The sequence below is a fragment of the Salmonella sp. K21076 genome (assembly GCF_039650795.1).
GTDB classification, from domain to species: domain Bacteria; phylum Pseudomonadota; class Gammaproteobacteria; order Enterobacterales; family Enterobacteriaceae; genus Salmonella; species Salmonella enterica.
Window position 1 is genome coordinate 1 of record NZ_JBCLYA010000045.1, and the last position, 26,569, is coordinate 26,569.

The window sequence follows — 26,569 nt, forward strand, 5'->3', positions numbered from 1 at the left end:
CCGAACTCAGAAGTGAAACGCCGTAGCGCCGATGGTAGTGTGGGGTCTCCCCATGCGAGAGTAGGGAACTGCCAGGCATCAAATTAAGCAAAAGGCTCAGTCGAAAGACTGGGCCTTTTGCTTTATCTGTGGTCTGCCGGTGAGCACTCTCCTGAGGAGGACAAATCCGCCGGGAGCGGATTTGAACGTTGCGCAGTAACGGCCCGTAGGGTGGCGGGCAGCACGCCCGCCATAAACTGCCAGGCATCAGACAAGTGAAGAAGCCCGTTCTGACGGACGGGCTTCTTTGCGTGTGTGGTAACTGTAAAAATGTAGGCCTGATAAGCGCAGCGCCATCAGGCAACCTGCACCGCCGGATGGCAGCTTCGCCTTATCCGGCCTACAGCAATTATCCCGCCTACGAAGCTGGTGCTCTTGTAGAACCGATAAGAGCACAACCCACCCAATCGTTAACGATGAACTATCCTTTACACGTGCTTATATAAGCAGTGAGGATTTTCATTGGCTATCAAACCTTTTAACTACCAGCAAGACTTTTCCAGCATTGACTTCCGCCAGCAGCCTGAATTGTATCAGGTTGGACGAGGAGAGCAGGGGGGGCTACTGGTTGAACCCTACAAAAGCGAAATTCTTCCTTTCTGGCGCTATAAAGATGAAGCATCGGCGATGAAATCCGCAGAACAGATCTACCAGTTGTTCGAAGCTTACCGGCAGCAGGATGATTTCGTTGGTATGGACATGGCGCGTAAATTTATTCAGATGGGATACACCCGCGCCAGGCGATACGCTAACTATAAAGGTGGTAAAAAGTATGCAGAAGACGGCAGCCTGAATACACGGGGTAATGATCCTATTAAGGCCGCGGCGGCAACGGTTTTCAAAGGTTGGTGGGATAAAATCCGTCAGGACGAAGACTATCTGAAACGGAAACGCCAGCATCAGGCACGGTGGGGATAAAAATTAGCAGACAAATAATTAACACTTTATTTACTTTTTAGTCTCGCGTAATCTGAATCTCCAAAATAAAAGGCCGATTAAGCCTGGCAACAAGGAGAACAGTATGGCAGAAATTATTCAGCGTATAGATAAAAACAACGCTGAGGCTCCGGAGATGCGGCGACACATATGGGCTATCGTGGGGGCCTCTTCCGGAAACTTAGTGGAATGGTTTGATTTCTACGTCTACTCTTTCTGCTCGCTCTATTTTGCACATATCTTCTTTCCTTCTAGTAATACCACTACTCAGCTTTTGCAAACGGCAGGCGTCTTTGCCGCCGGTTTTTTAATGCGGTCTATCGGTGGTTGGCTGTTTGGACGCATTGCCGATCGACGCGGGCGCAAAGCCTCAATGTTGATTTCGGTGTGCATGATGTGCATGGGGTCGCTGGTGATTGCCTGCTTACCTGGTTACGATACCATCGGCACCTGGGCACCGGCGCTGCTACTTATTGCAAGGTTATTTCAGGGGCTCTCGGTAGGGGGAGAGTATGGGACCAGCGCGACATATATGAGTGAAGTTGCGCTTGAAGGTCGTAAGGGATTTTTCGCGTCGTTTCAGTACGTTACGCTTATCGGTGGCCAACTACTGGCATTGCTGGTCGTTGTGATTTTGCAGCAGGTTCTGGAGGATGCTGAGCTTCGTGCCTGGGGATGGCGTATTCCCTTTGCGCTGGGCGCCGTGCTGGCGGTTGTGGCGTTATGGCTACGTCGCCAGCTGGATGAAACCTCGAAGCATGAGACTCGCGCATTAAAAGAAGCCGGTTCGTTGAAAGGTTTGTGGCGTAATCGCAAAGCCTTTTTGATGGTGCTTGGTTTCACCGCGGCAGGCTCGCTGTGCTTTTATACCTTCACCACCTATATGCAGAAATATCTGGTAAATACAGCAGGTATGCATGCCAATGTCGCCAGCGGCATTATGACGGCTGCGCTGTGTGTTTTCATGTTGGTGCAGCCGTTATTCGGCGCGTTATCCGATAAGATTGGCAGGCGCACCTCTATGCTATGTTTTGGCGCACTCGCGACGCTTTTCACCGTTCCAATTCTCTCCGCGTTGCAGAATGTGACGTCGCCTTATGCCGCATTTGCTTTAGTGATGTGCGCGCTATTGATTGTGAGTTTCTATACCTCGATTAGCGGGATCCTGAAAGCGGAGATGTTTCCGGCGCAGGTTCGCGCCCTGGGCGTCGGTTTATCTTACGCGGTAGCAAACGCGTTATTTGGCGGCTCTGCGGAATATGTCGCGCTGTCGCTAAAATCTGTCGGTATGGAGAGTTCGTTCTTCTGGTATGTTACCGCGATGGCCGTTCTGGCTTTCCTGGTTTCGTTGATGTTGCACCGTAAAGGAAAGGGCTTACGCCTTTAGTATCGCGCCATTTGCCAGATAGCGTAACCGGTTGTCGCGCCAGCGACATCCCAGACAAAATCTTTCCAGCTCCAGCCGCTGCCTTCCGGGCGGCTGTCCCAGAGTTCTTTTGAGGCTCCGAGACTCAAAGAAAACATCAGCCCTATCGCTGCGCTGCGGTCAGGGCTTACTCCCTGGTGACGCGCATACTCATTACCGGCTGCCGATAGCATCGCTGATGCCATAAAATGCTGGGCTTTATCCTGACCGCTCCAGTGGTCGTTAGCCAGATGGCTGCACCCGGAGAGAAACAACACCGTAAAAGGAATCAACACGCGCACCAGTTCACTCCTAAGAGAAAACCCCGTACAGGACGGGGCTTCGATTACAGGATACGGCTAATTAATCTGTCGATGCGGATCCGGCGCAGACGGCGAATCAATTTACGCACTTTTATCGGATAGTCGGCAATGCTCTGCAGGTCACGATAATGTTTTACGATGGTTGTGTGCGTTCGGATAAGTTCCAGCTCTTTTTCCCGCTGAGGGGCAAGCTCTTGCTTAGGATCGTGGATCAGAATGGCGTTTTCCAGATCCAGACGCCAGGCGCGAGGATTCAGATTGTTGCCGGTGAGTAGCATCCATTTATCATCTACCCACATCCCTTTCAAATGATAGGTATTGTCGTCATCTTTCCACAGACGCACCACAAGCTGATCGGTATTGACGTAATACTGTAAACGGCTCAGGAAGCGGCGCAGGTTAATCTCATAGAGATAGGGCAGCGCGCCAATGATCTTGAACGGTTCATCTTCCGGAATGTAAAAATCATTCGCGGTTTTATCGCCAACAATGATTTCGACTTTCTTTCCGTCGCGCAGTAGCTGAATAATATTCCGCACCAGTACCGCTGGTAGATTGAAGTAAGGGGTACAAATGGTGAGCTTATGCTCCGCACAGGGCATGAGATGGAAAATGGTTTTGTTCAGCAGACTGGATTTTCCAAGCCCGACCAGCGGCGTAACGGAGAGCTGCTCGTCATTAGCGTCACCCTGAAAATGATATGACGCATCACGCAGCTCCTGACGGTATAAGCGGATATCGTTTTTAATCTCCGGGCTTTTCGGCCGCTGGGTATTATCCAGACGATTCACACCACGGCCATTCATCAGATTTTGCGTCACCCAGTCAAACATGATGTCTGCCATTTGCCGATTGCGAATCAGCTGGTAGCGATCGTAGCGATATTTGTCATGCTGATGGAGATAGACATCGTTCAGGCTGGCGCCGCTGTACAGGACGCTATCATCAATGATAAAGCCTTTAAAATGCAGTACGCCAAGCGCTTCTCGCGTATTAATCGGCACGCCGTAAACCGGGACATCAATGCCGGGGTTTTCCTGCGCCAGTCGGCAATACCAGTCTGCATTGGTATTCGAGGCCGCTGCGCCAATGCGCCCGCGTTGCGCGCGATGCCAGTCGACCAGCACCCTCACGTCCAGTTCAGGACGCTGCCGTTTAGCCGCATAGAGCGCGTCGAGTATACCTTTACCCCCATCGTCCTGTTCCAGATACAGGGCAACGATACAAATACGCTGCGTCGCGCTGGCGATTTTCTCCAGCAGTGTCTCCCGAAAAGTAGCAGGAGTATAAAAGAAATCTACATCATCAACTGACTGAGAAATCTTAGGGAGTTGGGCAAGGTGTTGTTGATGTTTATTACGCTTAAATTTTGACAACATCACAGTGCATTTCTTCTCTGTTCATTGAAGGGTCCTCTGTGCTATGCAGACGACATAAGCGAGCAATAATAACATCAGTACCCGTTAAAGTGGTCAACATTTCCAGTACATTACTCACGATTCATCACATTTGGCCAGATTCAGCGTCAATCCCACGATGCCCTCGTCGAGCTGAATATCGACCTGAAATCCCAGTTTTCTGGCCAGCGCGACCATGCCGCGATTGTTCGGCATCGTAATACCGTTCAGCCGCTTCAATCCGTGATCGCGAGTATAGGCAATCAATTTCTCCATTAAACGGCGTCCTAAACCCAACCCTTTAAGATCTGAACGCACCAATACGGCAAATTCGGCATCTACGTTGTCAGGATCGGAGATCGCGCGCGTTACGCCGAGGATCTCTTCAGCGTTGTCCATCCGCCTCACGGCCACAAAGGCCATTTCTCGATCGTAGTCGATCTGCGTCATGTTGGCTAAATCTTCATGGGTGAATTCGTTGATCTCGCTGAAATAACGGTAGTAAAGATCCTCTTTGGTGACCTGTGCGATGAATTGTCGCAGTTGGGGCTCATCTTCCGGCAGGATCGGACGGAACAGGCAGCGATCGCCGTTTTTCATCTCCACCCACTCTTCAAGCTGGTGGGGATAGGGGCGTACCGCAAGACGACTTTCGTTATCGCCATCAAACGGGGCAATATCCAGCGTCACATCCAGCGCGGTAAACTCACTGGCGGAAGCCAGCAGCGGATGGATATCCAGACGCTGAATTTCCGGGCAATCGACAATCAGGTTTGAAACCTGGACCAGCAATTGGCTTAAACCGACAATATCCAGCGGACGCAGCGCGCTACGGGCGCGAATTTTCCGCTGTTTAATGCCCTGAATCACCAGATAGCGCGCCAGATTCATGTTGAGCGGCGGCAGCGCGACGACGGCCTGCTCTTCCGGACGCCACTCTACGCCGCCTTCACCCAACATAATCAAAGGACCAAACACCGGATCGTGCTCGACCACCACACGCAGCTCCTGCGCGCCGGCGCGGTTAGCCATGCTTTGTACCAGCAAACCGTGAATCCGCGCCTGCGGCCAGGCCATCTTTACACGATCGAAAATGGCGTTCGCGGCCTGTTGTACCTCGCTTGCGGTGCGCAGGTAAAGCATGACCCCCTGAACTTCAGATTTATGCGGAATGTCGGGCGAGCGCAGCTTGAGAGCTACCGGATAGCCTATCTGTTCGGCGATATGCACTGCTTCAGCGCTGTCGCTGGCAATCCAGGTTGGGAGCGTGTGCAGCCCATAGGCGTGTAAAATCGGCTGTACTTCATGGGTATCCAGTGAAGTGGCGCCTTCCGCAATCGCCCGCTGTAACAGATTATGCGCCTCAGCGGTATTGGACGTCAGGTTACTCGGCAACGCTGGCGTTTCCCGCAGTTGCTTCTGGTTACGCCGGTATTCCACCATGTGCATAAACGCGGTAATCGTGCCTTCCGGCGTGCGGTAGGTTGGTAATCCGGCTTCGCTGAACAGCCGTCTTGCTTCCTGAGATGAGAACTCGCCGCACCAGTTTGTCAGCAGCGTAACAAACTTGCCTCTGGGGTGGCGCTTAATCGTCTCGATCAGAGCATGGGCGCTTTCCGTACCCGGCGCGGCAGCGCTGGGAGAGTGGATAACCATAAGCGCGTCAAAATCCTGACTGGCGAGCAGGATATCCAGCGTTTTGACGTAATGTTCGCTGCTGGCGTCATCACACAGATCCAGCGGATTGGCAATATCAATGTGCGCGGGAAGCGTCTGCCGTAGTTGCAGGCAGGTCTCTTCGCTCAATGTCGCCAGCTTGCCGTTACGCGACCACAACTCATCTAACGCCAGCGCGGCAGGCGCGGCGCCATTGCTGATGATCATCAGTCTGTCGCCGTGTAGCGGACGCATATGGCTAAGTGTTTCGACGGCGGAAAAAAGCTCGTGCGTATCCTGGACTCGCAGCAGGCCTGCGCGCTGGATGGCCGCATCCCACGCAGGGTCCATTCCCGCGCTGGTATTAAGTAAACGCTGGGCTGCCGGGCTTCGGCCGCTTTTAATCACCAGAATCGGTTTGTTACGTGAAGCGCTACGGGCGGCGGAAACAAAACGGCGGGCGTCGCTTAACTGTTCCAGATAGAGCAAAATTGCGCTGGTCTTGCTATCGCGCGCCAGATAGTCCAGTAGTTCATCGACATCAATATCCAGGCTATCGCCCAGCGCGATAAAGTAGGAAAAGCCCATTTCACGCTGTTGCGCCCAGTCAAGAATAGTATTGGACACGGCGGCAGACTGGGAAATAAAAGCGAGCTTGCCCTGTTTAATCGGGACGGGAGAAAAGCTGGCATTCAGCCCTTGCCACGGCGCGAGGAGCCCAAGACTGTTTGGACCCAGCAGACGCATTTTATAATGCCGGGCACTGGCAAGAAGTTCTTCATGTTGCGACGTGGGAGCAGAAAGGATAATGCACGTTTTACAACCTTTCGCGCCAAGCGCGTCCAGTAACGCCAGGTTACGGCTGGCGTTAGTGCATAAAATAGCCAGATCGGGGGTGAAAGGAAGACTGGCGATATCCGGCCAGGCCATGACGCCTAAAACGGCTTTCCAGGCGGGCGTCACGGGAAGGACGGGGCCATTGAATCCGCCCGCCAACAAGTTACGCATCATCAGGTAACCCGCGCGGTGGGGCTTCATTGATGCGCCAATCACCGCGATCGATTTTGGTCGCAGTAGCGCTTCCAGTCCTTGCTGGCTCATACCGGTTTCCCTTACACAGAAGTGACCGGATAATTTTAAACGCTTTCGCTATTTTATGCTGTGACGTTTCCCGGATGTTGCGTTTTTCCTGCCAGATAGCGCGTTTTGAAACGGATGAAATGTTCACCTAAACTGGTTGCCGCCTCGGGATCTCCCGCCAGATCTAACAACGCTATCGCGACTTCGGCGGTACAATATTGCCCTTCGGCATGGATTTCACGCAGACGATAAGCTGAAAGACGCGATAAATCGACGGAAATGACCGGCAGATGATCCAGATAAGGGCTTTTACGAAACATTTTACGTGCTTCGGGCCAGGTGCCGTCCAGCATAATAAACAGCGGCGGTTTCCCGGCGGGCGGGGTGGAAATGACCTCGCGCGCTTCGCCGGCGTAGGACGCAGGAAAGACCACTATCGGCTGATAATCCGGATGCTGTACCAGCTCCAGCAACGCCTGCGGCGGCTCGGTACGCGACCACTGAAACGCCGCGGTATCTGGCAAAATATCGGCTATCAGCCGGCCGGTATTGCTGGGTTTCATCGGTTCAGTGTCAAACATGACCAGACAAAAACGGCTTTTCGCCTGAGAAGGCGTTAACGTATCACACAGGCAAGATTTTAGCGGCAGCAGGCAGCGTTGACAGCGGCGAACCCGATTGCCTCTGGCAAGAAAAGGGCGAGTAGCGCGCGCAAGCCGTTCGGCGCGTAACTGAAGGACAGCGTTATTGGTCATAGAAAGCGTTTGCGGAGAAAAACGCTATTGTGGCAGAGGTGAAAACGGGGCACAAGATGCGCCCCGTGGCGTTTACAGCGCTTCGTTCAGCCAGCTGTCGAAAGGCGCTTTAGGCACTGCGCCATTAAGCATATCGACCACCTGTCCATGTTTAAAAATCATAATCATCGGGATGCTGCGGATACCGAAACGAGCGCTGAGTTCCCGTTCCGCCTCGGTATTTACTTTGACGAAACGGACTTTACCGCTGCGCTCTTCTGCGACATCCTCGAAGATTGGCGCAAAGTTACGGCAAGGGCCGCACCAGGGTGCCCAAAAGTCGATCACCACTGGAAGATCGTCCTTCAACAGTTTGTCCAGCGTTTCGCCGGTCGCATTAATGACTTCTCCGTCAAACAACTCATGACCGCAGCGTCCACATTTTGCCGCGTCCTGAAGCCGATCGCCGGGGATGCGGTTAATGGCCTGACAATGGGTACAAACGGTGTTCATAGCTAACCTCTGAATACGTCGGAAGACGTCCCGCTACGCGCGGGATGTTTCTATAATGTTATATATTATCGAGGAGTCTGTGCTAAACAACAATGTGTTTTATTCAATGAGTACAATAGTCGCAAGCTTTTAAACGAAATCATGGCTAACCGGATGCACATCGGGTAATCTTCGCGCTTCGCGCAGCGCTGGTGGAGAAAAGCATGAACGATGAATTAAAAAACAAAAGCGGCAAAGTCAAAGTGATGTATGTCCGTAGTGATGATGACTCTGATAAACGCACCCATAACCCGCGTACCGGGAAAGGGGGAGGCCGCCCAGCAAAGTCTCGCACTGACGGTGGACGTCGCCCCGCCCGTGATGAGCGAAATAATCAGAGCCGTGACCGTAAACATGAAACTTCGCCGTGGCGCACCGTGTCCCGCGCGCCAGGCGATGAAACGCCTGAGAAAGTCGATCATGGTGGTATTAGCGGTAAAAGTTTTATCGACCCTGAAGTTTTGCGTCGCCAGCGTGCGGAAGAGACGCGCGTCTACGGCGAAAATGCCTGCCAGGCGCTATTCCAGAGCCGTCCTGACGCCATCGTGCGCGCATGGTTTATCCAAAGCGTAACGCCGCGTTTTAAAGAGGCGCTGCGCTGGATGGCGGCGAATCGTAAAGCCTACCATGTGGTGGATGAAGCCGAACTGGCAAAAGCTTCCGGGACTGAGCACCACGGCGGCGTGTGTTTCCTGATTAAAAAGCGTAACGGTACGACCGTTAAGCAATGGGTAAAGCAGGCGGCGGATCAAGACTGCGTGCTGGCGTTGGAAGATGTCGCTAACCCGCATAATCTGGGCGGCATGATGCGTAGCTGCGCGCACTTCGGCGTGAAGGGCGTGGTGGTACAGGATGCAGCGTTGCTGGAGTCCGGCGCGGCGATTCGTACCGCGGAAGGCGGGGCGGAACATGTCCAGCCAATCACTGGTGAAAGCATTGTTGACGTACTGGATGACTTTCGTCAGGCGGGGTACACCGTGGTGACGACGTCCAGCGATCGCGGTCAGGCGCTCTTTAGTACGACCCTGCCGGAAAAGATGGTGCTGGTCTTAGGCCGTGAATATGACTACCTGCCGGAAGCGGCGCGCGAACCCGACGATCTGTGCGTGAAAATTAACGGCACCGGGAACGTGGAAAGCCTGAATGTGTCGGTTGCGACAGGCGTACTGCTCGCCGAGTGGTGGCGACAGAATAAAGCGTAAGGGCTGCAGCCCGGTGACGCAACGCGCGCCGGGCCAATGATGTACTTTCTACCGCCCGGTCAGACAAGGCGCTTTCGCGCCGTTATCCGGGCGATAAAACGGCGAGTCGCCAACGTTATTCACTCTCAGCCGGTAATACTGGCGTCCAGTCGATAGTTTTCTCGCCGTGTTGTTCCAGCCATTGGTTCGTTAGCGCAAAATGGTTACAGCCAAAAAATCCGCGGTGCGCAGAGAGTGGCGAGGGATGCGGAGCTTTCAGAATATGGTGGCGCTGTGGATCAATAATCGCGCCTTTCTTCTGGGCGTGCGAGCCCCACAGCAGGAAGACGACCCCTTCGCGGTGTTGGTTAATCAGGCTTATCACTTTATCCGTAAAGGTTTCCCACCCCAGGCTGGCATGAGAGTGCGCCTGGCCTGCCCGTACCGTGAGCACCGTATTCAGTAACAGTACGCCCTGGCGCGCCCAGCTTTCCAGATAACCGTGCGCGGGGCGAACAAAGCCGGGAATGGAGGCTTCCAGCTCTTTGTACATATTCACTAATGACGGCGGGGGAGCGATCCCAGGACGCACGGAAAACGCCAGACCATGTGCCTGGCCGGGGCCGTGGTAAGGATCTTGTCCCAGGATCACCACCTTAACGTCGCCCAGTTCCGTGAAGCGAAAGGCGTTAAATACATCTTTTTGCGGCGGGTAGACCGTGATACCCGACTGACGCTCGCCAGCAACAGTGTGAAGCGTATTGATAAAGTAAGGTTGCTGTTTCTCATCAGCCAGCACATCGTGCCAGGTTAACTCAGTCGCCATCTCGCTCTCCTGCGAATTTCCAGTTCCCTTAGCTTAACTGCTTCTTTCTGCAGTGCAAAATCCTGCGTGCTACAAAAACGGTTACCTACAAAAGATAGTTGAAAATTTATGTAAAAAGTTTATAGGTCTGAATGGTGTAAGTTGATGTAAAACAATAAATTCCCTTCATCACCCTTTTTATGGTGTGGTTTTTATTGATTTAAATCAAAGAATGAAGGGTGATCGAAGGGTATATATACACTCAAGCAACAATGGTTTTACCAATTGGCCGGGATTAGGCCGACCGAAATCAAATAATTTTGCCTGGGGAGGCATCACATGATTACAGGTATCCAGATTACTAAAGCCGCTAACGACGACCTGCTGAATTCCTTCTGGCTGCTGGACAGCGAAAAAGGCGAAGCGCGCTGCATCGTTGCAAAATCCGGCTTTGCTGAAGATGAAGTTGTGGCTGTCAGCAAACTGGGCGAGATTGAATACCGTGAAATTCCGATGGAAGTTAAACCGGAAGTACGCGTTGAAGGCGGTCAGCATCTGAACGTTAACGTTCTGCGTCGTGAAACTCTGGAAGACGCGGTTAAGCATCCGGAAAAATACCCGCAGCTGACTATTCGTGTTTCTGGTTATGCGGTGCGTTTTAACTCCCTGACGCCGGAACAGCAGCGCGACGTTATCGCTCGTACCTTTACCGAAAGCCTGTAAGGCTTATCCGGTAATAACAAGCGGAAGAGGCCGGGCCTTTTCCGCTTTTGTTTTATTTGTGTCAGTAAAAAATCCGCACCGCGCAGTACACCAGCAGTAACGCCAGAATGATATTTAACTGGCGACCATAATGGCGAAACGCCCGCTGAAACAGATGTCCCGCCAGCGCCCAGCACACATTACCGAACGTGCCGATCAATGCCAGCAATATACTGACGCCGATGACCCAGTTCAGCGCCTGCGTTTGCGGTAAAACAAATGTAGACAGAGCGGTAATGCCGTACAGAATAATTTTGACGTTCACAAACTGCAGGCCAAAGCTTACCCAAAAGCCAACCGGTTTTGGTCTGACCTTCTCATCCGCCGCTGGACTGGTGGCAATTTTCCACGCCAGCCACAGGATATACGCAGCCCCTACCCAACTGAGCAAATGAATGATTGCCGGATCGATAACCGCAAGGGAAAACGCGATCCCGGCGCACAGCAGCATGACGACCAAAAATCCCAGACTCATACCTGCCAGTACACGAATACTCTGCCGAAAACCATGTGCAGTTGCTGCGCTAAGCGCGAGAATATTGTTTGGGCCGGGGGTAAGGGCGGTGATTAATGTATAAGTCCAGAAAGCGCTTAAAAGCATCGGTGTCACTTGTCATCTCCTCTGTTTTAGCAGACAGTACCCGATATGAAATATTTAAAAAAATGAATGTTTTTTAATTCTGAATTCGAGATTTTCGATAGGTTGGTGGTTATGGATCTGCGTCGGTTTATTACGCTGAAAACGGTAGTGGAAGAGGGCTCGTTTCTGCGGGCTTCGCAAAAGCTGTGCTGTACTCAGTCGACGGTAACTTTTCATATTCAACAGCTTGAACGTGAGTTTTCCCTGCAACTGTTCGAGAAAATAGGGCGCCGAATGTGCCTGACCAATGAGGGGAAAAAGCTGATACCGCATATCCATGAACTGACGCGTGTGATGGAGTCGATTCGTGAAGCCGCAAGACAGGATGCGGAACCCGGCGGAGAGCTGCGCGTGGCGACAGGTGAAACCTTACTGGCATACAAAATGCCGCAGGTTTTACAACGTTTTAAGCTGCGAGCGCCGAATGTCAGATTGTCGCTACAGTCGCTGAATTGCTATGTGATACGTGATGCGTTGCTGAATGACGAGGTCGATCTGGGCGTTTTTTATCGCGTAGGTAATGATGACGCGCTCACGATGCAGCAACTGGGGGAGCAGCCGCTGGCGCTGGTGGCCTCTCCACTGCTACAGGATGCTGATTTTACGCAGCCAGATCAGCATATCCCTGCAGCTTCATCATCAATGAACCGCAATGTGTCTTCCGCCAGCTATTTGAAAGTACGCTACGGCAGAGGCGGATTACGCTGGAAAACACCATTGAACTGTGGAGTATTGAAAGCATTAAACAGTGTGTGGCTGCTAACCTGGGCATCAGCTTTTTACCGCGATTTGCCGTTGAACGAGAACTTAGCACCGGTCAGTTGAAAGAGCTGCCGTTTGGCGCGCCGTCGCTATCGATCATGGCGCTGTGCGCCCATCATGCCGGGAAAGCGGTCAGCCCGGCAATGCAGATATTTATGCAGTGTATGGAGGCGTGTTTTACCGTGGAAGATAAAAAATGCCGGGTTAACGAACCCGGCATTATCATCACTCTTCGCTGGATTGCTCCTGCATTTTCGTACCGCTTGGCTTGCGGCGCTTACCGATATTTTTTGTATCGCGGTAACGTTTCTTCACGCGCGGCTTCTCTTTTTCTTTCTCTTTTTTCTTCTCGGCGCGTTTCGCCAGCACTTTTTTCGACGGTTTGCCGGTCAGCTTTTCGCTGGGCGCACGCGTGGTCGGGCGAAGCTCATCAATGACGCGCGCTTTTAGCGGCTCTTCGATGTAGCGACCGATTTTCAGCAGCAACAGATGGTCGTGGGCTTCAACCAGCGAGATTGCAGTGCCTTTGCGACCCGCACGGCCTGTACGACCAATGCGATGCAGATAGGTATCGCCACTGCGCGGCATGTCGAAGTTAATGACGTGGCTGACGTCAGGAATATCAATCCCGCGTGCCGCGACGTCGGTCGCGACCAGCACGTTAACGCGACCGTCGGTGAGACGCTTAATACCCTCGTTACGTTTGATCTGCGCCATCTCGCCTTCAAGATAGCAATTGTTGATCCCTGCCAGACGCAGCGTTTCAGCCAGTTCATGGACGCGTTCACGTTTACGTACAAACACGATAGAACGGGTTGCATCGTCTTGTTTTAGCAGGTGCTTCAACAGCGCAACTTTATGTTCGAAATTGTCGGCACGGTAGTACCACTGGTGAATTTTCTTGCGCTCGCGGGTTGACGGATTGGCGGAAACCTCAACCGGGTCTTCCAGCAGGCGCTCGGCAAAATCTTTAATCGCATCGCCTTCCAGCGTGGCGGAGAACAGCATCGTCTGTTTACGCCAGCGGGTCTCACCAGCGATATGTTCAATGTCCTGAGCGAAGCCCATGTCGAGCATCCGGTCAGCTTCGTCAAGGATCAGTGTTTCAACCGCCCGGCAGTCAAAATTCTCTTCTTTTATATATTGCAGCAGACGGCCCGTCGTGGCGACCACGATATCCTGGTTTTCGCTAAACACTTCAGCATGGTTCATATAGGCCACGCCGCCGGTAATCGTGGCGATATCCAGATGAGTATGCTTAGCCAGTTCACGAGCGTGATCGGCAACCTGCATTGCCAGTTCGCGGGTTGGCGTCAGGATCAGAATGCGCGGCGGCCCCGATTTTTTACGCGGAAAGTCGAGCAGGTGCTGCAACGCCGGCAGCAGATATGCCGCCGTTTTTCCGGTGCCTGTCGGCGCAGAACCGAGTACATCACGGCCATCGAGCGCAGGCGGAATGGCGGCAGCCTGAATGGCGGTCGGGCGAGTGAAACCTTTATCCTGGAGGGCATCCAGCAGGCTTTCGTCGAGTTCAAGTTCGGAAAAAGTCGTTACAGTCATGTTCTACCTCTGTGTGGGGCGCTGATTATAGACGTTACGGCCGCAATCTTCATCTGTTTGTATGGATATCCCTTCTCAGGTATTGTTTTCACTCGGCGCTGTCGCCGTTTTTTGCAAGGTTGTTTTTACATGTCTCAGTCTGGCTCCGTTCTTCGTCGTAACGGATTTACGTTTAAACAGTTTTTTGTCGCACACGATCGGTGTGCGATGAAAGTGGGAACTGACGGTATTTTACTCGGGGCGTGGGCGCCGGTCGCGGATGTAAAGCGAATTCTGGATATCGGTACTGGAAGCGGTCTGCTGGCGTTAATGCTGGCGCAGCGGACGGATGACAGTGTGCCTGTTGACGCCGTGGAACTGGATGCCGGGGCTGCCATGCAAGCGCAGGAAAACGTGGCTCACTCTCCATGGCCGCATCGAATAACGGTGCATACTGACGATATTCAGCGTTGGGCGCCTCGCCAGACGGTACGCTTTGATCTTATTATCAGCAACCCGCCTTATTACGAACCCGGTGTGGAATGCTCCACGCCGCAGCGGGAGCAGGCGCGTTACACCGCTACGCTGGATCACCAGACGTTATTGGCTATTGCGGCGGATTGTATTACCGAAGATGGCTTTTTTTGCGTAGTCTTGCCGGAACAAATAGGTAACGCTTTTACGCAGCAAGCGCTCAACATGGGATGGCATTTGCGGTTACGTACTGACGTTGCGGAAAACGAAGCGCGCTTGCCGCACCGGGTTTTGCTCGCATTCTCCCCGCAAGCCGGGGAGTGCTTTAGCGACAGATTAGTAATTCGCGGGTCAGACCAGAATTATTCTGAAAGTTATACGGCGCTGACCCAGGCATTTTATCTGTTTATGTGAGGCGTTAACGGCGAAAGGATCGATGGGCCTGATTCAGCCAGTTGTTGCGGATAATCCAGCGTAAAGTGCAGCCCCCGGCTCTCTTTACGCATCATCGCGCAACGCACAATCAGTTCGGCCACTTGCACCAGATTGCGCAGCTCCAGTAAATTATTCGAGACGCGAAAGTTGGCGTAATATTCGTCAATCTCTTGTTGCAACATAGTAATACGCCGTAGGGCGCGCTCCAGCCGTTTCGTCGTGCGCACAATCCCCACATAGTCCCACATCAGCAGACGCAGTTCGTGCCAGTTATGCTGAATCACCACCCGCTCATCGGCGTTCTCCACGCGGCTTTCATCCCAGGCGGGAAGGACGTCAACGCTGTGGACAGAAGGCATTCGCCTGTCGATATCCATTGCCGCGGACCAGCCGTACACTAAGCATTCCAGTAACGAGTTGGACGCCATACGGTTAGCGCCGTGCAGACCGGTGTAACTGACTTCGCCAATGGCATATAAGCCGTCTACATCGGTACGACCATAATCATCGACGACCACGCCGCCGCAGGTATAGTGCGCGGCAGGAACAATGGGAATCGGTTCTTTGGTTAAATCCATCCCCAAATCGAGCAGTTTCGCATAGATCATCGGGAAGTGCTGGCGGACAAAATCGTCAGGCTTGTGGCTGATATCGAGAAACATACAGTCTGCGCCGAGTCGTTTCATCTCATGATCAATAGCGCGGGCGACAATATCGCGCGGCGCCAGTTCGCCGCGTTCGTCAACGTCCGGCATAAACCGTGAACCGTCCGGACGTTTAAGGTATGCGCCTTCGCCGCGCAGCGCTTCGGTAAGGAGAAAATTACGCGCCTGCGGGTGATAAAGGGCAGTGGGATGAAACTGGTTAAATTCCAGATTAGCGACCCGACAGCCCGCGCGCCAGGCCATCGCGATACCGTCACCGGAGGAAATATCCGGGTTAGTGGTATATTGATACACCTTTGAGGCGCCGCCGGTCGCCAGCACCACCGACTTCGCATGACAGGTTTCAACCCACTCTTTATTGCGATTCCAGATCCAGGCGCCGACGACCCGGCGAGGCCCCGGCAGACCTATTTTATCGGAGATAATTAAATCAACGGCGTTGCTGCGTTCCAGCACCTGAATATTAGGATGATTTTGTGCCCGACTGACCAACGTGGTTTCGACTTCCTTTCCGGTAGCGTCGGCGGCATGAAGGATACGGCGATGGCTATGGCCGCCTTCACGCGTGAGATGATAGCTCTCCTTGCCGTTTGGCTGGACATGCGTATCAAACAGGACGCCCTGATCGATAAGCCACTGCACGCAGGTACGAGCGTTGCTGGCGACAAACTCCACCGCGTGGCGATCGCAAATTCCGGCGCCGGCAATCAGCGTATCTTCGACATGCGATGCAATGCTGTCGGTTTCATCAAACACGGCGGCAATACCGCCCTGTGCATAAAACGTGGAGCCCTCGCTCACCGGCCCTTTACTCAGGACGATAACCTTATGCTTTTCAGCCAGACGCAGCGCCAGCGAGAGTCCGGCCGCGCCGCTGCCGATAATTAACACATCACAGGACAGTTCAGGAGTTGTCATCATGGTTCTTGTTTAATTTACTAAACATGGTTGCGGCAGATTAGCACTATATGGCGCTAAAAAGCACGTTATGATTTCAAAAGTGTTGTGCTTATTAAACATAAAATAAAAATACGGCGAGAGATAAACGGCAAAAAATATTTTATAGGGCAGGGTGTTAGCGTCGGATTTTGTAGTGAAATAAAGATGCTGTTAGGTTACTCTGCAAACGACGAAATGGGCATTTCTGTACAGATAGTGCGTTGTTCAGCATCTGTAGACTTATAATGGAAGATAAGACCTGTCTACAACATGACAAACAAAAACAAATGCGTAACGGAACTTTACGAAACATAGACACTCTAACCTGTTGCTTGCTCATAGTGCGGCTTATGGAGTGGCGTTTCGAAAGCGCGTGGAAATTTGGTTTGGGGAGACATTACCTCGGATGAGCGAGCAGTTAACGGACCAGGTCCTGGTTGAACGGGTCCAGAAGGGAGATCAGAAAGCCTTTAACTTACTGGTAGTGCGCTACCAGCATAAAGTGGCGAGTCTGGTTTCCCGCTATGTGCCATCGGGCGACGTTCCCGATGTCGTACAGGAATCATTTATTAAGGCCTATCGCGCGCTGGATTCTTTCCGGGGGGATAGCGCTTTTTATACCTGGTTGTATCGTATTGCGGTCAATACCGCGAAGAACTACCTGGTTGCGCAGGGGCGTCGTCCGCCTTCCAGTGATGTAGACGCGATTGAAGCAGAAAACTTTGAAAGCGGCGGCGCGCTGAAAGAAATTTCGAACCCTGAGAACTTAATGTTGTCAGAAGAACTGAGACAGATAGTTTTCCGAACTATTGAGTCCCTCCCGGAAGATTTACGTATGGCAATCACCTTACGGGAGCTGGATGGCCTGAGCTATGAAGAGATAGCGGCTATCATGGATTGCCCGGTGGGGACGGTGCGTTCACGTATCTTCCGGGCGCGGGAAGCTATTGATAATAAAGTTCAACCGCTTATCAGGCGTTGACGATAGCGGGATACTGGAAAAGGTATTAGGCATGCAGAAAGAAAAACTTTCCGCTTTGATGGATGGCGAAACGTTGGATAGTGAGCTGCTCAAAGCGCTTACGCACGACTCGGAAATGCAGAAAACCTGGGAGAGTTATCACCTGATCCGCGATTCAATGCGGGGGGATACGCCTGACGTTCTCCATTTCGATATATCCGCCCGCGTGATGGCCGCTATTGAAAACGAGCCAGTACGTCAGGTGACGCCATTAATCCCTGAGGCCCAACCCGCTCCGCAGCAATGGCAGAAAATGCCGTTCTGGAAAAAAGTGCGTCCGTGGGCGGCGCAGCTTACCCAAATGGGCGTGGCGGCGTGCGTTTCACTTGCAGTTATCGTCGGTGTCCAGCACTATAATGGGCAATCTGAAACATCCCAACAACCTGAAACGCCGGTTTTCAATACCCTGCCTATGATGGGGAAAGCCAGCCCGGTAAGTCTGGGAGTGCCTTCTGAAGCAGCGCCTGTCGGCAGTCAGCAACAGCAGGTACAGGAGCAGCGTCGTCGCATTAATGCCATGTTGCAGGACTATGAACTGCAGCGCCGACTGCACTCCGAACAGCTTCAGTTTGAGCAGGCGCAAACCCAGCAAGCCGCGGTACAGGTGCCAGGAATCCAAACTTTAGGAACGCAATCGCAGTAATGAAGCAACTTTGGTTTGCCATGTCCCTTGTGGCGGCTAGCCTGTTCTTCTCAGTAAACGCCTCGGCCGACCCTGCGTCCGGGGCGTTATTGCAGCAGATGAACATCGCCAGTCAGTCACTGAATTACGAGCTGTCATTCGTCAGCATCACGAAACAAGGCGTTGAATCTCTGCGTTATCGACACGCACGCCTGGATAGTCGCCCGCTTGCGCAATTGCTACAGTTGGACGGTCCCCGCCGGGAGGTCGTACAGCGTGGTAATGAAATCAGTTATTTTGAACCGGGCCTTGAGCCGTTCACCCTGAACGGTGATTATATTGTCGATTCTCTGCCTTCCCTGATTTACACCGATTTCAAGCGTCTGGCGCCTTACTACGACTTTATTTCCGTCGGACGCACCCGTATCGCAGACAGATTATGCGAAGTTATCCGCGTTGTGGCGCGCGATGGTACGCGTTACAGCTATATCGTCTGGATGGACATGGACACCAAACTACCGATGCGCGTTGATCTGCTGGATCGCGACGGCGAGACGCTGGAGCAGTTCCGCGTTATTGCGTTCACGGTGAGTCAGGATATCGGCAGCACCATGCAGGCGCTGGCGAAGGCGAATCTGCCGCCGCTGCTTTCTGTTCCCGGTGGCGAAAAAACGAAATTTAACTGGAATCCATCCTGGGTGCCGCAAGGCTTTAGCGAAGTTTCCAGCAGCCGTCGTCCGTTGCCGACGATGGATAACCTGCCTATCGAATCGCGGCTTTATTCTGACGGTCTGTTTAGCTTTTCCGTCAATGTGAACCGGGCGACGCAAAACAGCAGCGATCAGATGCTGCGCACCGGGCGCCGAACGGTTTATAGCAGCGTTCGCGACAACGCGGAAATCACCATTGTCGGAGAGCTTCCGCCGCAAACGGCGAAGCGCATTGCCGACAGTATCAAATTCAGGGCAGTACAATGATTAAAGAGTGGGCAACCGTTATCTCCTGGCAGAATGGTCAGGCGGTGGTGAGCTGCGACGTTAAAGCGTCATGCAGCAGCTGCGCCTCCCGTGCGGGATGCGGCAGTCGCGTGCTGAATAAATTAGGGCCGCAAACCACGCATACCATTGTTGTGCCAAGCGCGGAGCCGCTGGCTCCGGGGCAGAAAGTCGAGTTGGGCATCGCCGAAAAAAGCCTTTTAGGTTCGGCGTTGCTGGTCTATATGTCGCCTTTAGCGGGGCTATTTCTTTGTGCGGCGCTTTTTCAGATGCTGTTTGGATCTGACCTTGCCGCATTAAGCGGGGCCGTGCTGGGCGGAGTGGGCGGTTTTCTGGTTGCCCGCGGCTATTCCCGAAAACTGGCGGAGCGCGACGCCTGGCAGCCCGTGATTTTAAACGTTGCCCTCCCGCCTGACCTTGTCCGCGTCGAAACTACCTCAATCGAAACGCGCCAGTAAACGTTTTGCCCAATGGTACATGGTACACCTGCCGCGTTGGGTTGTTGTCCCGATAAGCATGCGCTTTTCCTGCGTTGCGGTGTTTTACAGGAAAAAAGCGAGGCGTTTTCCAGTTCCCGCTCTCCTTACACTATGAACATTTCCTCGCCTTAGCGTTGTAGTGTAGAATGCGGCGTTTCAGTTAAAACAGACGTTAAGCTCAGAACAGCGACCTCTAAAGTCTGGTCAACCAGGCGTAAGGCATAATAATTTATCTCTATGAAGAACATACGTAACTTTTCGATCATTGCTCACATTGACCACGGTAAATCGACGCTGTCTGACCGTATTATCCAAATCTGCGGTGGCCTGTCTGACCGTGAAATGGAAGCTCAGGTACTTGATTCGATGGATCTTGAGCGTGAGCGCGGTATTACTATTAAAGCCCAGAGTGTGACGCTGGATTTTAAAGCGTCTGATGGTGAAACTTATCAACTGAACTTTATCGACACGCCGGGACACGTTGACTTTTCCTATGAAGTTTCCCGTTCGTTAGCCGCCTGCGAGGGCGCGCTGCTGGTGGTGGATGCCGGCCAGGGCGTAGAAGCGCAAACGTTGGCGAACTGCTACACCGCGATGGAAATGGATCTTGAAGTGGTGCCGGTGCTTAACAAGATTGACCTGCCGGCCGCCGATCCGGAGCGTGTGGCGGAAGAAATCGAAGACATTGTCGGCATCGATGCGACGGACGCGGTACGCTGCTCCGCCAAAACGGGTGTCGGCGTGACGGACGTTCTGGAACGCCTGGTGCGCGATATCCCGCCGCCGCAAGGCGATCCGGACGGCCCGCTGCAGGCGCTGATTATTGACTCCTGGTTCGATAACTACCTGGGCGTGGTATCCCTGGTGCGTATTAAAAACGGCACCATGCGTAAAGGCGACAAAATTAAAGTGATGAGCACCGGGCAGACCTACAACGCTGACCGCCTGGGGATCTTCACGCCGAAACAGGTTGATCGTACCGAGCTGAAGTGCGGCGAAGTAGGCTGGCTGGTCTGCGCCATTAAAGATATCCTCGGCGCGCCGGTTGGCGATACCTTAACCTCAGCGCGTAACCCAGCTGAAAAAGCGTTGCCGGGCTTTAAGAAGGTGAAACCGCAGGTCTATGCAGGTCTGTTCCCGGTCAGCTCCGACGATTATGAAAGTTTCCGCGACGCGCTCGGCAAGCTGAGCCTGAACGATGCCTCACTGTTTTATGAACCGGAAAGCTCCTCGGCGCTGGGCTTTGGTTTCCGCTGCGGCTTCCTCGGCCTGTTGCACATGGAGATCATTCAGGAGCGTCTGGAACGCGAATACGATCTGGATCTGATCACCACTGCGCCGACCGTGGTTTATGAAGTAGAAACAACGGCGAAAGAGACTATCTATGTTGATAGCCCCTCCAAGCTGCCGCCGTTGAATAACATTTATGAACTGCGCGAGCCTATCGCCGAATGTCATATGCTGTTACCACAAGCCTATTTAGGTAACGTTATTACGCTGTGTATTGAGAAACGCGGCGTACAAACTAACATGGTGTATCACGGTAACCAGGTTGCGTTGACCTATGAAATCCCGATGGCGGAAGTGGTGCTCGACTTCTTTGACCGTCTGAAATCAACGTCGCGCGGCTATGCGTCTCTGGATTATAACTTCAAGCGCTTCCAGGCTTCCGATATGGTGCGTGTTGATGTGTTAATCAACAACGAGCGTGTCGATGCGCTGGCGCTGATCACGCACCGTGATAACTCGCAAAGCCGTGGTCGCGAGCTGGTGGAGAAAATGAAAGATTTGATTCCACGCCAGCAGTTTGATATCGCGATTCAGGCGGCGATTGGTACGCATATTATTGCCCGTTCGACGGTAAAACAGTTACGTAAAAACGTGCTGGCGAAGTGCTACGGCGGCGATATCAGTCGTAAGAAAAAACTGCTGCAGAAACAGAAAGAAGGTAAGAAACGCATGAAGCAGATCGGTAACGTCGAGCTGCCTCAGGAGGCGTTCCTCGCCATTCTGCATGTCGGTAAAGACAATAAATAATCCCTAAGGAGTTGGCATGGCGAACATGTTTGCCCTGATTCTGGTGATAGCCACACTGGTGACGGGCATTTTATGGTGCGTTGATAAGTTTGTTTTCGCGCCAAAACGTCGGGCGCGCCAGGCTGCCGCGCAAACGGCGTCGGGAGATGCGCTGGATAACGCTACGCTCAATAAAGTGGCGCCTAAGCCGGGCTGGCTGGAGACCGGGGCGTCGGTTTTCCCGGTTCTGGCGATCGTTCTGATCGTTCGTTCATTTCTTTATGAACCCTTTCAGATCCCGTCAGGCTCAATGATGCCGACACTGCTTATCGGCGATTTTATTCTGGTGGAAAAATTTGCCTACGGCATTAAAGATCCGATCTACCAGAAAACCCTGATTGAAACCGGTCATCCAAAGCGCGGGGATATTGTGGTATTTAAATATCCGGAAGATCCTAAGTTAGATTACATCAAACGCGCCGTCGGTTTGCCGGGCGATAAAATCACTTATGATCCGGTTGCGAAAGAGGTGACGATTCAGCCTGGCTGTAGCTCCGGTCAGGCGTGCGAAAATGCGCTGCCGGTTACCTACTCTAACGTTGAGCCGAGCGATTTTGTACAGACCTTTGCCCGCCGTAACGGCGGAGAAGCGACCAGCGGTTTCTTTGAGGTTCCGCTAAACGAGACAAAAGAAAACGGCATTCGCCTGACCGAACGTAAAGAGACGTTAGGCGATGTGACCCACCGCATCCTGATGGTGCCGATAGCCCAGGATCAGTTGGGCATGTATTACCAACAGCCAGGACAACCGCTGGCGACCTGGGTTGTACCGCCGGGGCAATATTTCATGATGGGCGACAACCGCGATAACAGCGCGGATAGTCGTTACTGGGGATTTGTTCCGGAAGCGAATCTGGTCGGTAAAGCGGTCGCTATCTGGATGAGCTTTGACAAGCAGGAAGGGGAGTGGCCGACAGGCGTACGCCTGAGTCGTATCGGCGGTATTCACTAACTGTGGCGAAATGATCGTTCACGCTGTCGTCTTTTTAGCGGCAGCGTGAATTATTTCCTGGATAAATTCCCTCAGACTAACGACATCCCCTGTCGTTGTGTATAGAATATTCCCCCGAAGTTTTAGGTTGGCGCCGTTTGGTCGCCACGGCACACGAAACAGCGTTGGTTATAGACAACCTTCTTTCCGCTGCAGCGATGCGGCAGGACAGATGACGTGTATCAGGTCTGTTTCGTGTGCTGGATTGTTGACGCATTCATTTATTGGTATCGCATGAACCCCATCGTAATTAATCGGCTTCAACGGAAGCTGGGCTACACTTTTAATCATCAGGAGCTGTTGCAGCAGGCATTAACTCACCGCAGCGCCAGCAGTAAACATAACGAACGCCTGGAGTTTTTAGGCGATTCAATCCTGAGCTTCGTTATCGCTAACGCGCTTTATCACCGTTTTCCACGGGTGGATGAGGGAGATATGAGCCGTATGCGCGCCACGTTGGTACGTGGTAATACGCTGGCGGAATTAGCCCGTGAATTTGATTTAGGCGAGTGCCTGCGTTTAGGGCCGGGCGAATTAAAAAGCGGCGGATTTCGTCGGGAGTCCATTCTGGCGGACACCGTGGAAGCGTTAATCGGCGGAGTATTTCTCGATAGCAATATCCAGACCGTCGAGCAGTTAATCCTTAACTGGTATAAAACCCGTCTGGATGAGATAAGTCCGGGCGATAAACAAAAAGATCCTAAAACGCGCTTGCAGGAGTATTTGCAGGGTCGCCATCTGCCGCTGCCATCTTACCTGGTTGTGCAGGTACGCGGCGAGGCGCACGATCAGGAATTTACTATCCACTGCCAGGTCAGCGGCCTGAGCGAACCGGTGGTTGGCACGGGTTCCAGCCGTCGTAAGGCGGAGCAGGCTGCCGCCGAACAGGCGCTGAAAAAACTGGAGTTGGAATGAGCACCGACAAAACTTACTGCGGATTTATTGCCATCGTCGGACGTCCGAACGTTGGCAAATCCACCTTGCTGAACAAACTGCTCGGGCAGAAGATTTCGATCACTTCCCGTAAAGCGCAGACCACGCGCCACCGCATTGTCGGTATTCATACCGAAGGCCCGTATCAGGCAATCTATGTCGATACCCCGGGACTGCATATGGAAGAAAAGCGCGCCATTAACCGTTTGATGAATAAGGCGGCGAGCAGTTCGATTGGCGACGTTGAGCTGGTGATTTTCGTTGTAGAAGGCACCCGTTGGACGCCGGACGACGAAATGGTCCTGAACAAACTGCGCGATGGCAAAGCGCCGGTTATTCTCGCCGTTAACAAGGTGGATAACGTGCAGGAAAAAGCCGATTTGCTGCCGCACCTCCAGTTCCTGGCAAGCCAGATGAACTTTCTTGATATCGTCCCCATCTCTGCTGAAACGGGTATGAACGTCGATACCATTGCCAGTATCGTGCGTAAACATTTACCGGAAGCGATTCACCACTTCCCGGAAGATTATATCACCGATCGCTCTCAGCGCTTTATGGCGTCTGAAATCATTCGTGAAAAGCTGATGCGTTTTCTCGGCGCCGAGCTGCCGTATTCCGTTACCGTTGAGATTGAACGTTTTGTTACCAACGAACGCGGCGGCTATGATATCAACGGGCTGATCCTCGTCGAGCGCGAAGGGCAGAAGAAGATGGTGATTGGCAACAAAGGCGCCAAAATCAAAACCATTGGTATTGAAGCGCGTAAAGACATGCAGGAGATGTTTGAAGCGCCGGTACACCTGGAACTGTGGGTGAAAGTGAAATCCGGCTGGGCCGATGACGAACGCGCTCTGCGCAGTCTCGGTTACGTAGACGATCTGTGAGTTAACACAGCGTGGAAGGGTGGCAGCGCGCATTTGTCCTGCACAGTCGCCCCTGGAGCGAAACCAGCCTGATGCTGGACGTCTTCACGGAAGAATCGGGGCGCGTGCGCCTTGTCGCCAAAGGCGCGCGATCTAAACGTTCCAATCTGAAAGGCGCGTTGCAGCCTTTTACGCCGTTATTGCTACGCTACAGCGGACGCGGCGAGGTGAAAACCCTGCGCAGCGCCGAGGCAGTTTCTCTGGCGCTGCCGTTAAGCGGTATTACGCTCTATAGCGGCCTGTATATCAACGAACTCCTCTCTCGCGTACTGGAATATGAAACGCGCTTCTCCGAACTCTTTTTTGATTATCTGAACTGTATTCAGGCGCTGGCGGGAACCACCGGCTCGCCTGAACCGGCGTTGCGACGTTTCGAACTGGCGTTGCTGGGACATCTGGGGTATGGCGTCAATTTCACCCACTGTGCAGGCAGCGGCGAACGGGTGGATGACACCATGACCTACCGTTACCGCGAAGAAAAAGGCTTTTTCGCCAGCGTCGTCATCGATAACAACACCTTTACCGGACGGCACCTGAAAGCGCTGGAGGCGCGGGAATTTCCGGATGTAGATACCCTGCGTGCCGCTAAACGCTTTACCCGTATGGCATTAAAGCCGTATCTTGGGGGAAAACCGTTAAAAAGCCGGGAGCTGTTCCGGCAATTTATGCCCAAACGCACAGTAAAAACGAAGAAAGATTAACGAGGATTGTCATGGCTGAATTACTGTTAGGCGTCAATATTGACCACATTGCCACGTTACGTAATGCGCGCGGCACCGACTATCCGGATCCGGTACAGGCGGCGTTTATTGCTGAACAGGCAGGCGCGGACGGCATTACCGTACACCTGCGCGAAGATCGTCGCCACATTACCGATCGCGATGTGCGCATTCTGCGTCAGACGCTGCATACGCGTATGAATCTGGAGATGGCGGTGACCGAAGAGATGCTGGCGATCGCCGTAGAAACCAGGCCGCATTTCTGTTGTCTGGTGCCGGAAAAACGCCAGGAAGTCACCACCGAAGGCGGCCTGGATGTGGCCGGACAGCGCGATAAAATGCGTGATGCCTGTGCGCGCCTAGCGGCGGCTGGCATCCAGGTTTCGCTCTTTATCGATGCCGATGAAAGGCAAATCAACGCGGCGGCGGAAGTCGGCGCGCCGTTTATCGAAATCCATACCGGCTGCTATGCCAACGCAGAAACCGATGCGGAACAGGCAAAAGAGCTGGCGCGTATTGCCAGCGCCGCGACCCTGGCGGCCCGTCTGGGGCTAAAAGTAAATGCGGGTCATGGCCTGACCTACCATAACGTCAAAGCTATTGCCGCACTGCCGGAAATGCACGAGCTCAATATCGGTCATGCCATTATTGGTCGGGCGGTGATGACGGGGCTGAAAGAGGCGGTGGCTGAAATGAAACGTTTGATGCTGGAAGCGCGCGGCTAATGGCGATTCTCGGCCTGGGAACGGATATTGTAGAGATTGCCCGCATTGAGGCAGTGATCTCCCGTTCCGGCGAACGTCTGGCAAGGCGTGTGCTCAGTGACAACGAGTGGGCTATCTGGGAGACGCATCAGCAGCCGGTGCGTTTTCTCGCCAAGCGTTTTGCGGTCAAAGAGGCGGCAGCGAAAGCTTTTGGCACCGGCATCCGCAACGGTCTGGCGTTTAATCAGTTCGAAGTGTTTAACGATGAGCTGGGAAAACCACGTTTGCGGCTGTGGGGCGAGGCGTTAACGCTGGCGGAAAAACTCGGTGTGGCGCACATGCATGTCACGTTGGCCGATGAACGCCATTACGCCTGCGCTACGGTCATTCTGGAAAGTTAGATTTGCCGGATGGCGGCGTAAACACGTTATCTGACCTACAGGCCGATATATTGCCGGCCTGATAAGCATAGCGCCATCAGGCATTGTTGCGTTGGAAGTGCGTTAACCCGCTTACAATTTATCTGCGTGATGCATCAGAACAAACTTATCCCACAACTGTTCTTCGGTTTCGACATGGGCGGGATCCTGCAAAATCGTATTGGGGATCGGGCAGACTTTCTGACAGGTCGGCGTTTCGTAATGGCCTACACACTCGGTGCATTTGTCGCTGTTAATCTCATAAATGCTGTCGCCCATTGAAATCGCCTCATTCGGGCACTCCGGCTCGCACATATCGCAATTGATACATTTTTTGGTGATTAACAGCGCCATCAGGAAATT

At 53.0% G+C, this 26,569-nt stretch carries 27 protein-coding genes and 1 pseudogene; 18 read left to right on the forward strand and 10 right to left on the reverse strand.

From position 1 onward, the window contains the following. Positions 1-501: 501 nt before the first annotated feature. Together AAYN39_RS12905 and AAYN39_RS12910 are read left to right on the forward strand one after the other, a co-directional pair. Complete coding sequence (locus tag AAYN39_RS12905) at positions 502-957, forward strand: DUF4385 domain-containing protein (RefSeq protein ID WP_000985648.1); 456 nt, start codon at positions 502-504, stop codon at positions 955-957. Positions 958-1,060: 103 nt separating this feature from the next. Next, on the forward strand, positions 1,061-2,362 hold the full coding sequence (locus AAYN39_RS12910; RefSeq protein ID WP_000807800.1) for an MFS transporter: 1,302 nt from the start codon (positions 1,061-1,063) through the stop codon (positions 2,360-2,362). Here AAYN39_RS12910 and AAYN39_RS12915 read toward each other — a convergent pair. The 5 genes from AAYN39_RS12915 to trxC form a co-directional block, all read right to left on the reverse strand. Beyond that, a complete protein-coding gene (locus tag AAYN39_RS12915; RefSeq protein ID WP_001264473.1) occupies positions 2,359-2,682 on the reverse strand; it encodes a YfiM family lipoprotein in 324 nt (107 codons plus the stop codon). The two genes, AAYN39_RS12910 and AAYN39_RS12915, sit on opposite strands and share 4 nt — an antisense overlap. Positions 2,683-2,726: 44 nt before the next feature. Beyond that, positions 2,727-4,082, reverse strand: coding sequence for a CDP-diacylglycerol--serine O-phosphatidyltransferase (pssA, locus tag AAYN39_RS12920; protein ID WP_000949286.1), 1,356 nt, complete (start codon positions 4,080-4,082; stop codon positions 2,727-2,729). A gap of 114 nt (positions 4,083-4,196) precedes the next feature. Next, positions 4,197-6,857, reverse strand: coding sequence for a protein lysine acetyltransferase (gene pat / locus AAYN39_RS12925; RefSeq protein WP_000082656.1), 2,661 nt, complete (start codon positions 6,855-6,857; stop codon positions 4,197-4,199). Between the two features lie 53 nt (positions 6,858-6,910). Beyond that, entirely contained in the window at positions 6,911-7,591 is a 681-nt protein-coding gene (gene tapT, locus AAYN39_RS12930) for a tRNA-uridine aminocarboxypropyltransferase (RefSeq protein ID WP_000183640.1), read from the reverse strand. Positions 7,592-7,663: 72 nt separating this feature from the next. Next, a complete protein-coding gene (gene trxC, locus AAYN39_RS12935; protein WP_001098738.1) occupies positions 7,664-8,083 on the reverse strand; it encodes a thioredoxin TrxC in 420 nt (139 codons plus the stop codon). A 203-nt stretch (positions 8,084-8,286) separates the two neighbouring features. Between trxC and AAYN39_RS12940 the strand changes: the two genes are divergently transcribed. Continuing rightward, positions 8,287-9,324 carry a tRNA/rRNA methyltransferase gene (locus tag AAYN39_RS12940; protein WP_000997368.1) on the forward strand — a complete coding sequence of 346 codons (1,038 nt, stop codon included), beginning with the start codon at positions 8,287-8,289 and terminating at the stop codon, positions 9,322-9,324. A gap of 115 nt (positions 9,325-9,439) precedes the next feature. Here AAYN39_RS12940 and ung read toward each other — a convergent pair whose 3' ends face one another. Further along, on the reverse strand, positions 9,440-10,129 hold the full coding sequence (gene ung / locus AAYN39_RS12945; protein WP_000179978.1) for a uracil-DNA glycosylase: 690 nt from the start codon (positions 10,127-10,129) through the stop codon (positions 9,440-9,442). Between the two features lie 318 nt (positions 10,130-10,447). Here ung and grcA point away from each other — a divergent pair, with 318 nt between their 5' ends. Further along, positions 10,448-10,831: an autonomous glycyl radical cofactor GrcA gene (gene grcA / locus AAYN39_RS12950; RefSeq protein WP_000627811.1), complete on the forward strand. Its 384-nt coding sequence runs from the start codon at positions 10,448-10,450 to the stop codon at positions 10,829-10,831. A gap of 61 nt (positions 10,832-10,892) precedes the next feature. Here grcA and eamB read toward each other — a convergent pair whose 3' ends face one another. After that, on the reverse strand, positions 10,893-11,480 hold the full coding sequence (gene eamB, locus AAYN39_RS12955) for a cysteine/O-acetylserine transporter (RefSeq protein WP_000188410.1): 588 nt from the start codon (positions 11,478-11,480) through the stop codon (positions 10,893-10,895). A 102-nt stretch (positions 11,481-11,582) separates the two neighbouring features. Between eamB and AAYN39_RS12960 the strand changes: the two are divergent. Continuing rightward, a pseudogene (locus tag AAYN39_RS12960) lies at positions 11,583-12,451 on the forward strand (LysR family transcriptional regulator); the annotation flags it as partial. A gap of 46 nt (positions 12,452-12,497) precedes the next feature. Here the strand turns inward: AAYN39_RS12960 and srmB are convergent. Further along, positions 12,498-13,832 carry an ATP-dependent RNA helicase SrmB gene (gene srmB, locus AAYN39_RS12965; protein WP_000219176.1) on the reverse strand — a complete coding sequence of 445 codons (1,335 nt, stop codon included), beginning with the start codon at positions 13,830-13,832 and terminating at the stop codon, positions 12,498-12,500. A gap of 129 nt (positions 13,833-13,961) precedes the next feature. On the opposite strand from srmB, the gene trmN reads away from it, so the two are divergent. After that, positions 13,962-14,699: a tRNA(1)(Val) (adenine(37)-N(6))-methyltransferase TrmN gene (gene trmN / locus AAYN39_RS12970; RefSeq protein ID WP_000083348.1), complete on the forward strand. Its 738-nt coding sequence runs from the start codon at positions 13,962-13,964 to the stop codon at positions 14,697-14,699. Here trmN and nadB read toward each other — a convergent pair. Further along, a complete protein-coding gene (nadB, locus tag AAYN39_RS12975; RefSeq protein ID WP_000989173.1) occupies positions 14,684-16,306 on the reverse strand; it encodes an L-aspartate oxidase in 1,623 nt (540 codons plus the stop codon). The genes trmN and nadB overlap by 16 nt on opposite strands. Before the next feature lie 263 nt (positions 16,307-16,569). Between nadB and rseD the strand changes: the two genes are divergently transcribed. The 12 genes from rseD (at position 16,570) to acpS (ending at position 26,188) form a co-directional block, all read left to right on the forward strand. Beyond that, the gene (gene rseD, locus AAYN39_RS12980) at positions 16,570-16,734 is read left to right on the forward strand and encodes a rpoE leader peptide RseD (protein ID WP_014344135.1); all 165 of its coding nucleotides are present in this window, start codon (positions 16,570-16,572) and stop codon (positions 16,732-16,734) included. Then, entirely contained in the window at positions 16,731-17,306 is a 576-nt protein-coding gene (rpoE, locus tag AAYN39_RS12985; RefSeq protein ID WP_000003307.1) for an RNA polymerase sigma factor RpoE, read from the forward strand. The genes rseD and rpoE overlap by 4 nt, the downstream gene beginning before the upstream one ends. A 31-nt stretch (positions 17,307-17,337) precedes the next feature. Then, positions 17,338-17,988 carry an anti-sigma-E factor RseA gene (rseA, locus tag AAYN39_RS12990; protein WP_001168379.1) on the forward strand — a complete coding sequence of 217 codons (651 nt, stop codon included), beginning with the start codon at positions 17,338-17,340 and terminating at the stop codon, positions 17,986-17,988. Further along, positions 17,988-18,944 carry a sigma-E factor regulatory protein RseB gene (gene rseB, locus AAYN39_RS12995; protein WP_000812023.1) on the forward strand — a complete coding sequence of 319 codons (957 nt, stop codon included), beginning with the start codon at positions 17,988-17,990 and terminating at the stop codon, positions 18,942-18,944. The genes rseA and rseB overlap by 1 nt, the downstream gene beginning before the upstream one ends. Next, positions 18,941-19,420 (forward strand): SoxR-reducing system protein RseC, encoded by a 480-nt coding sequence (rseC, locus tag AAYN39_RS13000; RefSeq protein WP_000589049.1) that lies wholly within the window; start codon positions 18,941-18,943, stop codon positions 19,418-19,420. The genes rseB and rseC overlap by 4 nt, the downstream gene beginning before the upstream one ends. A 258-nt stretch (positions 19,421-19,678) precedes the next feature. Next, positions 19,679-21,478, forward strand: a complete 1,800-nt coding sequence (gene lepA / locus AAYN39_RS13005) for a translation elongation factor 4 (protein WP_000790154.1) — start codon at positions 19,679-19,681, stop codon at positions 21,476-21,478. Between the two features lie 16 nt (positions 21,479-21,494). Next, complete coding sequence (gene lepB, locus AAYN39_RS13010) at positions 21,495-22,469, forward strand: signal peptidase I (RefSeq protein WP_000002559.1); 975 nt, start codon at positions 21,495-21,497, stop codon at positions 22,467-22,469. Between the two features lie 273 nt (positions 22,470-22,742). Beyond that, positions 22,743-23,423: a ribonuclease III gene (rnc, locus tag AAYN39_RS13015; RefSeq protein ID WP_001068341.1), complete on the forward strand. Its 681-nt coding sequence runs from the start codon at positions 22,743-22,745 to the stop codon at positions 23,421-23,423. After that, complete coding sequence (gene era, locus AAYN39_RS13020; RefSeq protein ID WP_000102231.1) at positions 23,420-24,325, forward strand: GTPase Era; 906 nt, start codon at positions 23,420-23,422, stop codon at positions 24,323-24,325. Before rnc ends, era begins: the two co-directional genes overlap by 4 nt. Positions 24,326-24,336: 11 nt before the next feature. Continuing rightward, complete coding sequence (gene recO, locus AAYN39_RS13025; protein ID WP_000399380.1) at positions 24,337-25,065, forward strand: DNA repair protein RecO; 729 nt, start codon at positions 24,337-24,339, stop codon at positions 25,063-25,065. A gap of 11 nt (positions 25,066-25,076) precedes the next feature. Continuing rightward, positions 25,077-25,808 (forward strand): pyridoxine 5'-phosphate synthase, encoded by a 732-nt coding sequence (pdxJ, locus tag AAYN39_RS13030; protein ID WP_000818969.1) that lies wholly within the window; start codon positions 25,077-25,079, stop codon positions 25,806-25,808. Further along, on the forward strand, positions 25,808-26,188 hold the full coding sequence (acpS, locus tag AAYN39_RS13035; RefSeq protein ID WP_000986043.1) for a holo-ACP synthase: 381 nt from the start codon (positions 25,808-25,810) through the stop codon (positions 26,186-26,188). Before pdxJ ends, acpS begins: the two co-directional genes overlap by 1 nt. 111 nt (positions 26,189-26,299) lie before the next feature. On the opposite strand, the gene AAYN39_RS13040 is transcribed toward acpS, so the two are convergent. After that, entirely contained in the window at positions 26,300-26,560 is a 261-nt protein-coding gene (locus AAYN39_RS13040; protein ID WP_001196291.1) for a YfhL family 4Fe-4S dicluster ferredoxin, read from the reverse strand. Between the last annotated feature and the right edge of the window lie 9 nt (positions 26,561-26,569).

Excerpts from the sequence above, each read along its gene's own strand:
- rseA (WP_001168379.1), top strand. The coding sequence starts at position 17,338 with ATGCAGAAAGAAAAACTTTCCGCTTTGATGGATGGCGAAACGTTGGAT.
- AAYN39_RS12910 (WP_000807800.1), top strand. The coding sequence starts at position 1,061 with ATGGCAGAAATTATTCAGCGTATAGATAAAAACAACGCTGAGGCTCCG.
- acpS (WP_000986043.1), top strand. The coding sequence starts at position 25,808 with ATGGCGATTCTCGGCCTGGGAACGGATATTGTAGAGATTGCCCGCATT.
- nadB (WP_000989173.1), bottom strand. The coding sequence starts at position 16,306 with ATGATGACAACTCCTGAACTGTCCTGTGATGTGTTAATTATCGGCAGC.
- AAYN39_RS12940 (WP_000997368.1), top strand. The coding sequence starts at position 8,287 with ATGAACGATGAATTAAAAAACAAAAGCGGCAAAGTCAAAGTGATGTAT.
- pat (WP_000082656.1), bottom strand. The coding sequence starts at position 6,857 with ATGAGCCAGCAAGGACTGGAAGCGCTACTGCGACCAAAATCGATCGCG.
- rpoE (WP_000003307.1), top strand. The coding sequence starts at position 16,731 with ATGAGCGAGCAGTTAACGGACCAGGTCCTGGTTGAACGGGTCCAGAAG.
- rnc (WP_001068341.1), top strand. The coding sequence starts at position 22,743 with ATGAACCCCATCGTAATTAATCGGCTTCAACGGAAGCTGGGCTACACT.
- tapT (WP_000183640.1), bottom strand. The coding sequence starts at position 7,591 with ATGACCAATAACGCTGTCCTTCAGTTACGCGCCGAACGGCTTGCGCGC.
- rseB (WP_000812023.1), top strand. The coding sequence starts at position 17,988 with ATGAAGCAACTTTGGTTTGCCATGTCCCTTGTGGCGGCTAGCCTGTTC.
- srmB (WP_000219176.1), bottom strand. The coding sequence starts at position 13,832 with ATGACTGTAACGACTTTTTCCGAACTTGAACTCGACGAAAGCCTGCTG.
- ung (WP_000179978.1), bottom strand. The coding sequence starts at position 10,129 with ATGGCGACTGAGTTAACCTGGCACGATGTGCTGGCTGATGAGAAACAG.
- rseC (WP_000589049.1), top strand. The coding sequence starts at position 18,941 with ATGATTAAAGAGTGGGCAACCGTTATCTCCTGGCAGAATGGTCAGGCG.
- pdxJ (WP_000818969.1), top strand. The coding sequence starts at position 25,077 with ATGGCTGAATTACTGTTAGGCGTCAATATTGACCACATTGCCACGTTA.
- lepA (WP_000790154.1), top strand. The coding sequence starts at position 19,679 with ATGAAGAACATACGTAACTTTTCGATCATTGCTCACATTGACCACGGT.
- trmN (WP_000083348.1), top strand. The coding sequence starts at position 13,962 with ATGTCTCAGTCTGGCTCCGTTCTTCGTCGTAACGGATTTACGTTTAAA.
- rseD (WP_014344135.1), top strand. The coding sequence starts at position 16,570 with ATGGAAGATAAGACCTGTCTACAACATGACAAACAAAAACAAATGCGT.
- pssA (WP_000949286.1), bottom strand. The coding sequence starts at position 4,082 with ATGTTGTCAAAATTTAAGCGTAATAAACATCAACAACACCTTGCCCAA.
- lepB (WP_000002559.1), top strand. The coding sequence starts at position 21,495 with ATGGCGAACATGTTTGCCCTGATTCTGGTGATAGCCACACTGGTGACG.
- era (WP_000102231.1), top strand. The coding sequence starts at position 23,420 with ATGAGCACCGACAAAACTTACTGCGGATTTATTGCCATCGTCGGACGT.
- AAYN39_RS13040 (WP_001196291.1), bottom strand. The coding sequence starts at position 26,560 with ATGGCGCTGTTAATCACCAAAAAATGTATCAATTGCGATATGTGCGAG.
- trxC (WP_001098738.1), bottom strand. The coding sequence starts at position 8,083 with ATGAACACCGTTTGTACCCATTGTCAGGCCATTAACCGCATCCCCGGC.
- grcA (WP_000627811.1), top strand. The coding sequence starts at position 10,448 with ATGATTACAGGTATCCAGATTACTAAAGCCGCTAACGACGACCTGCTG.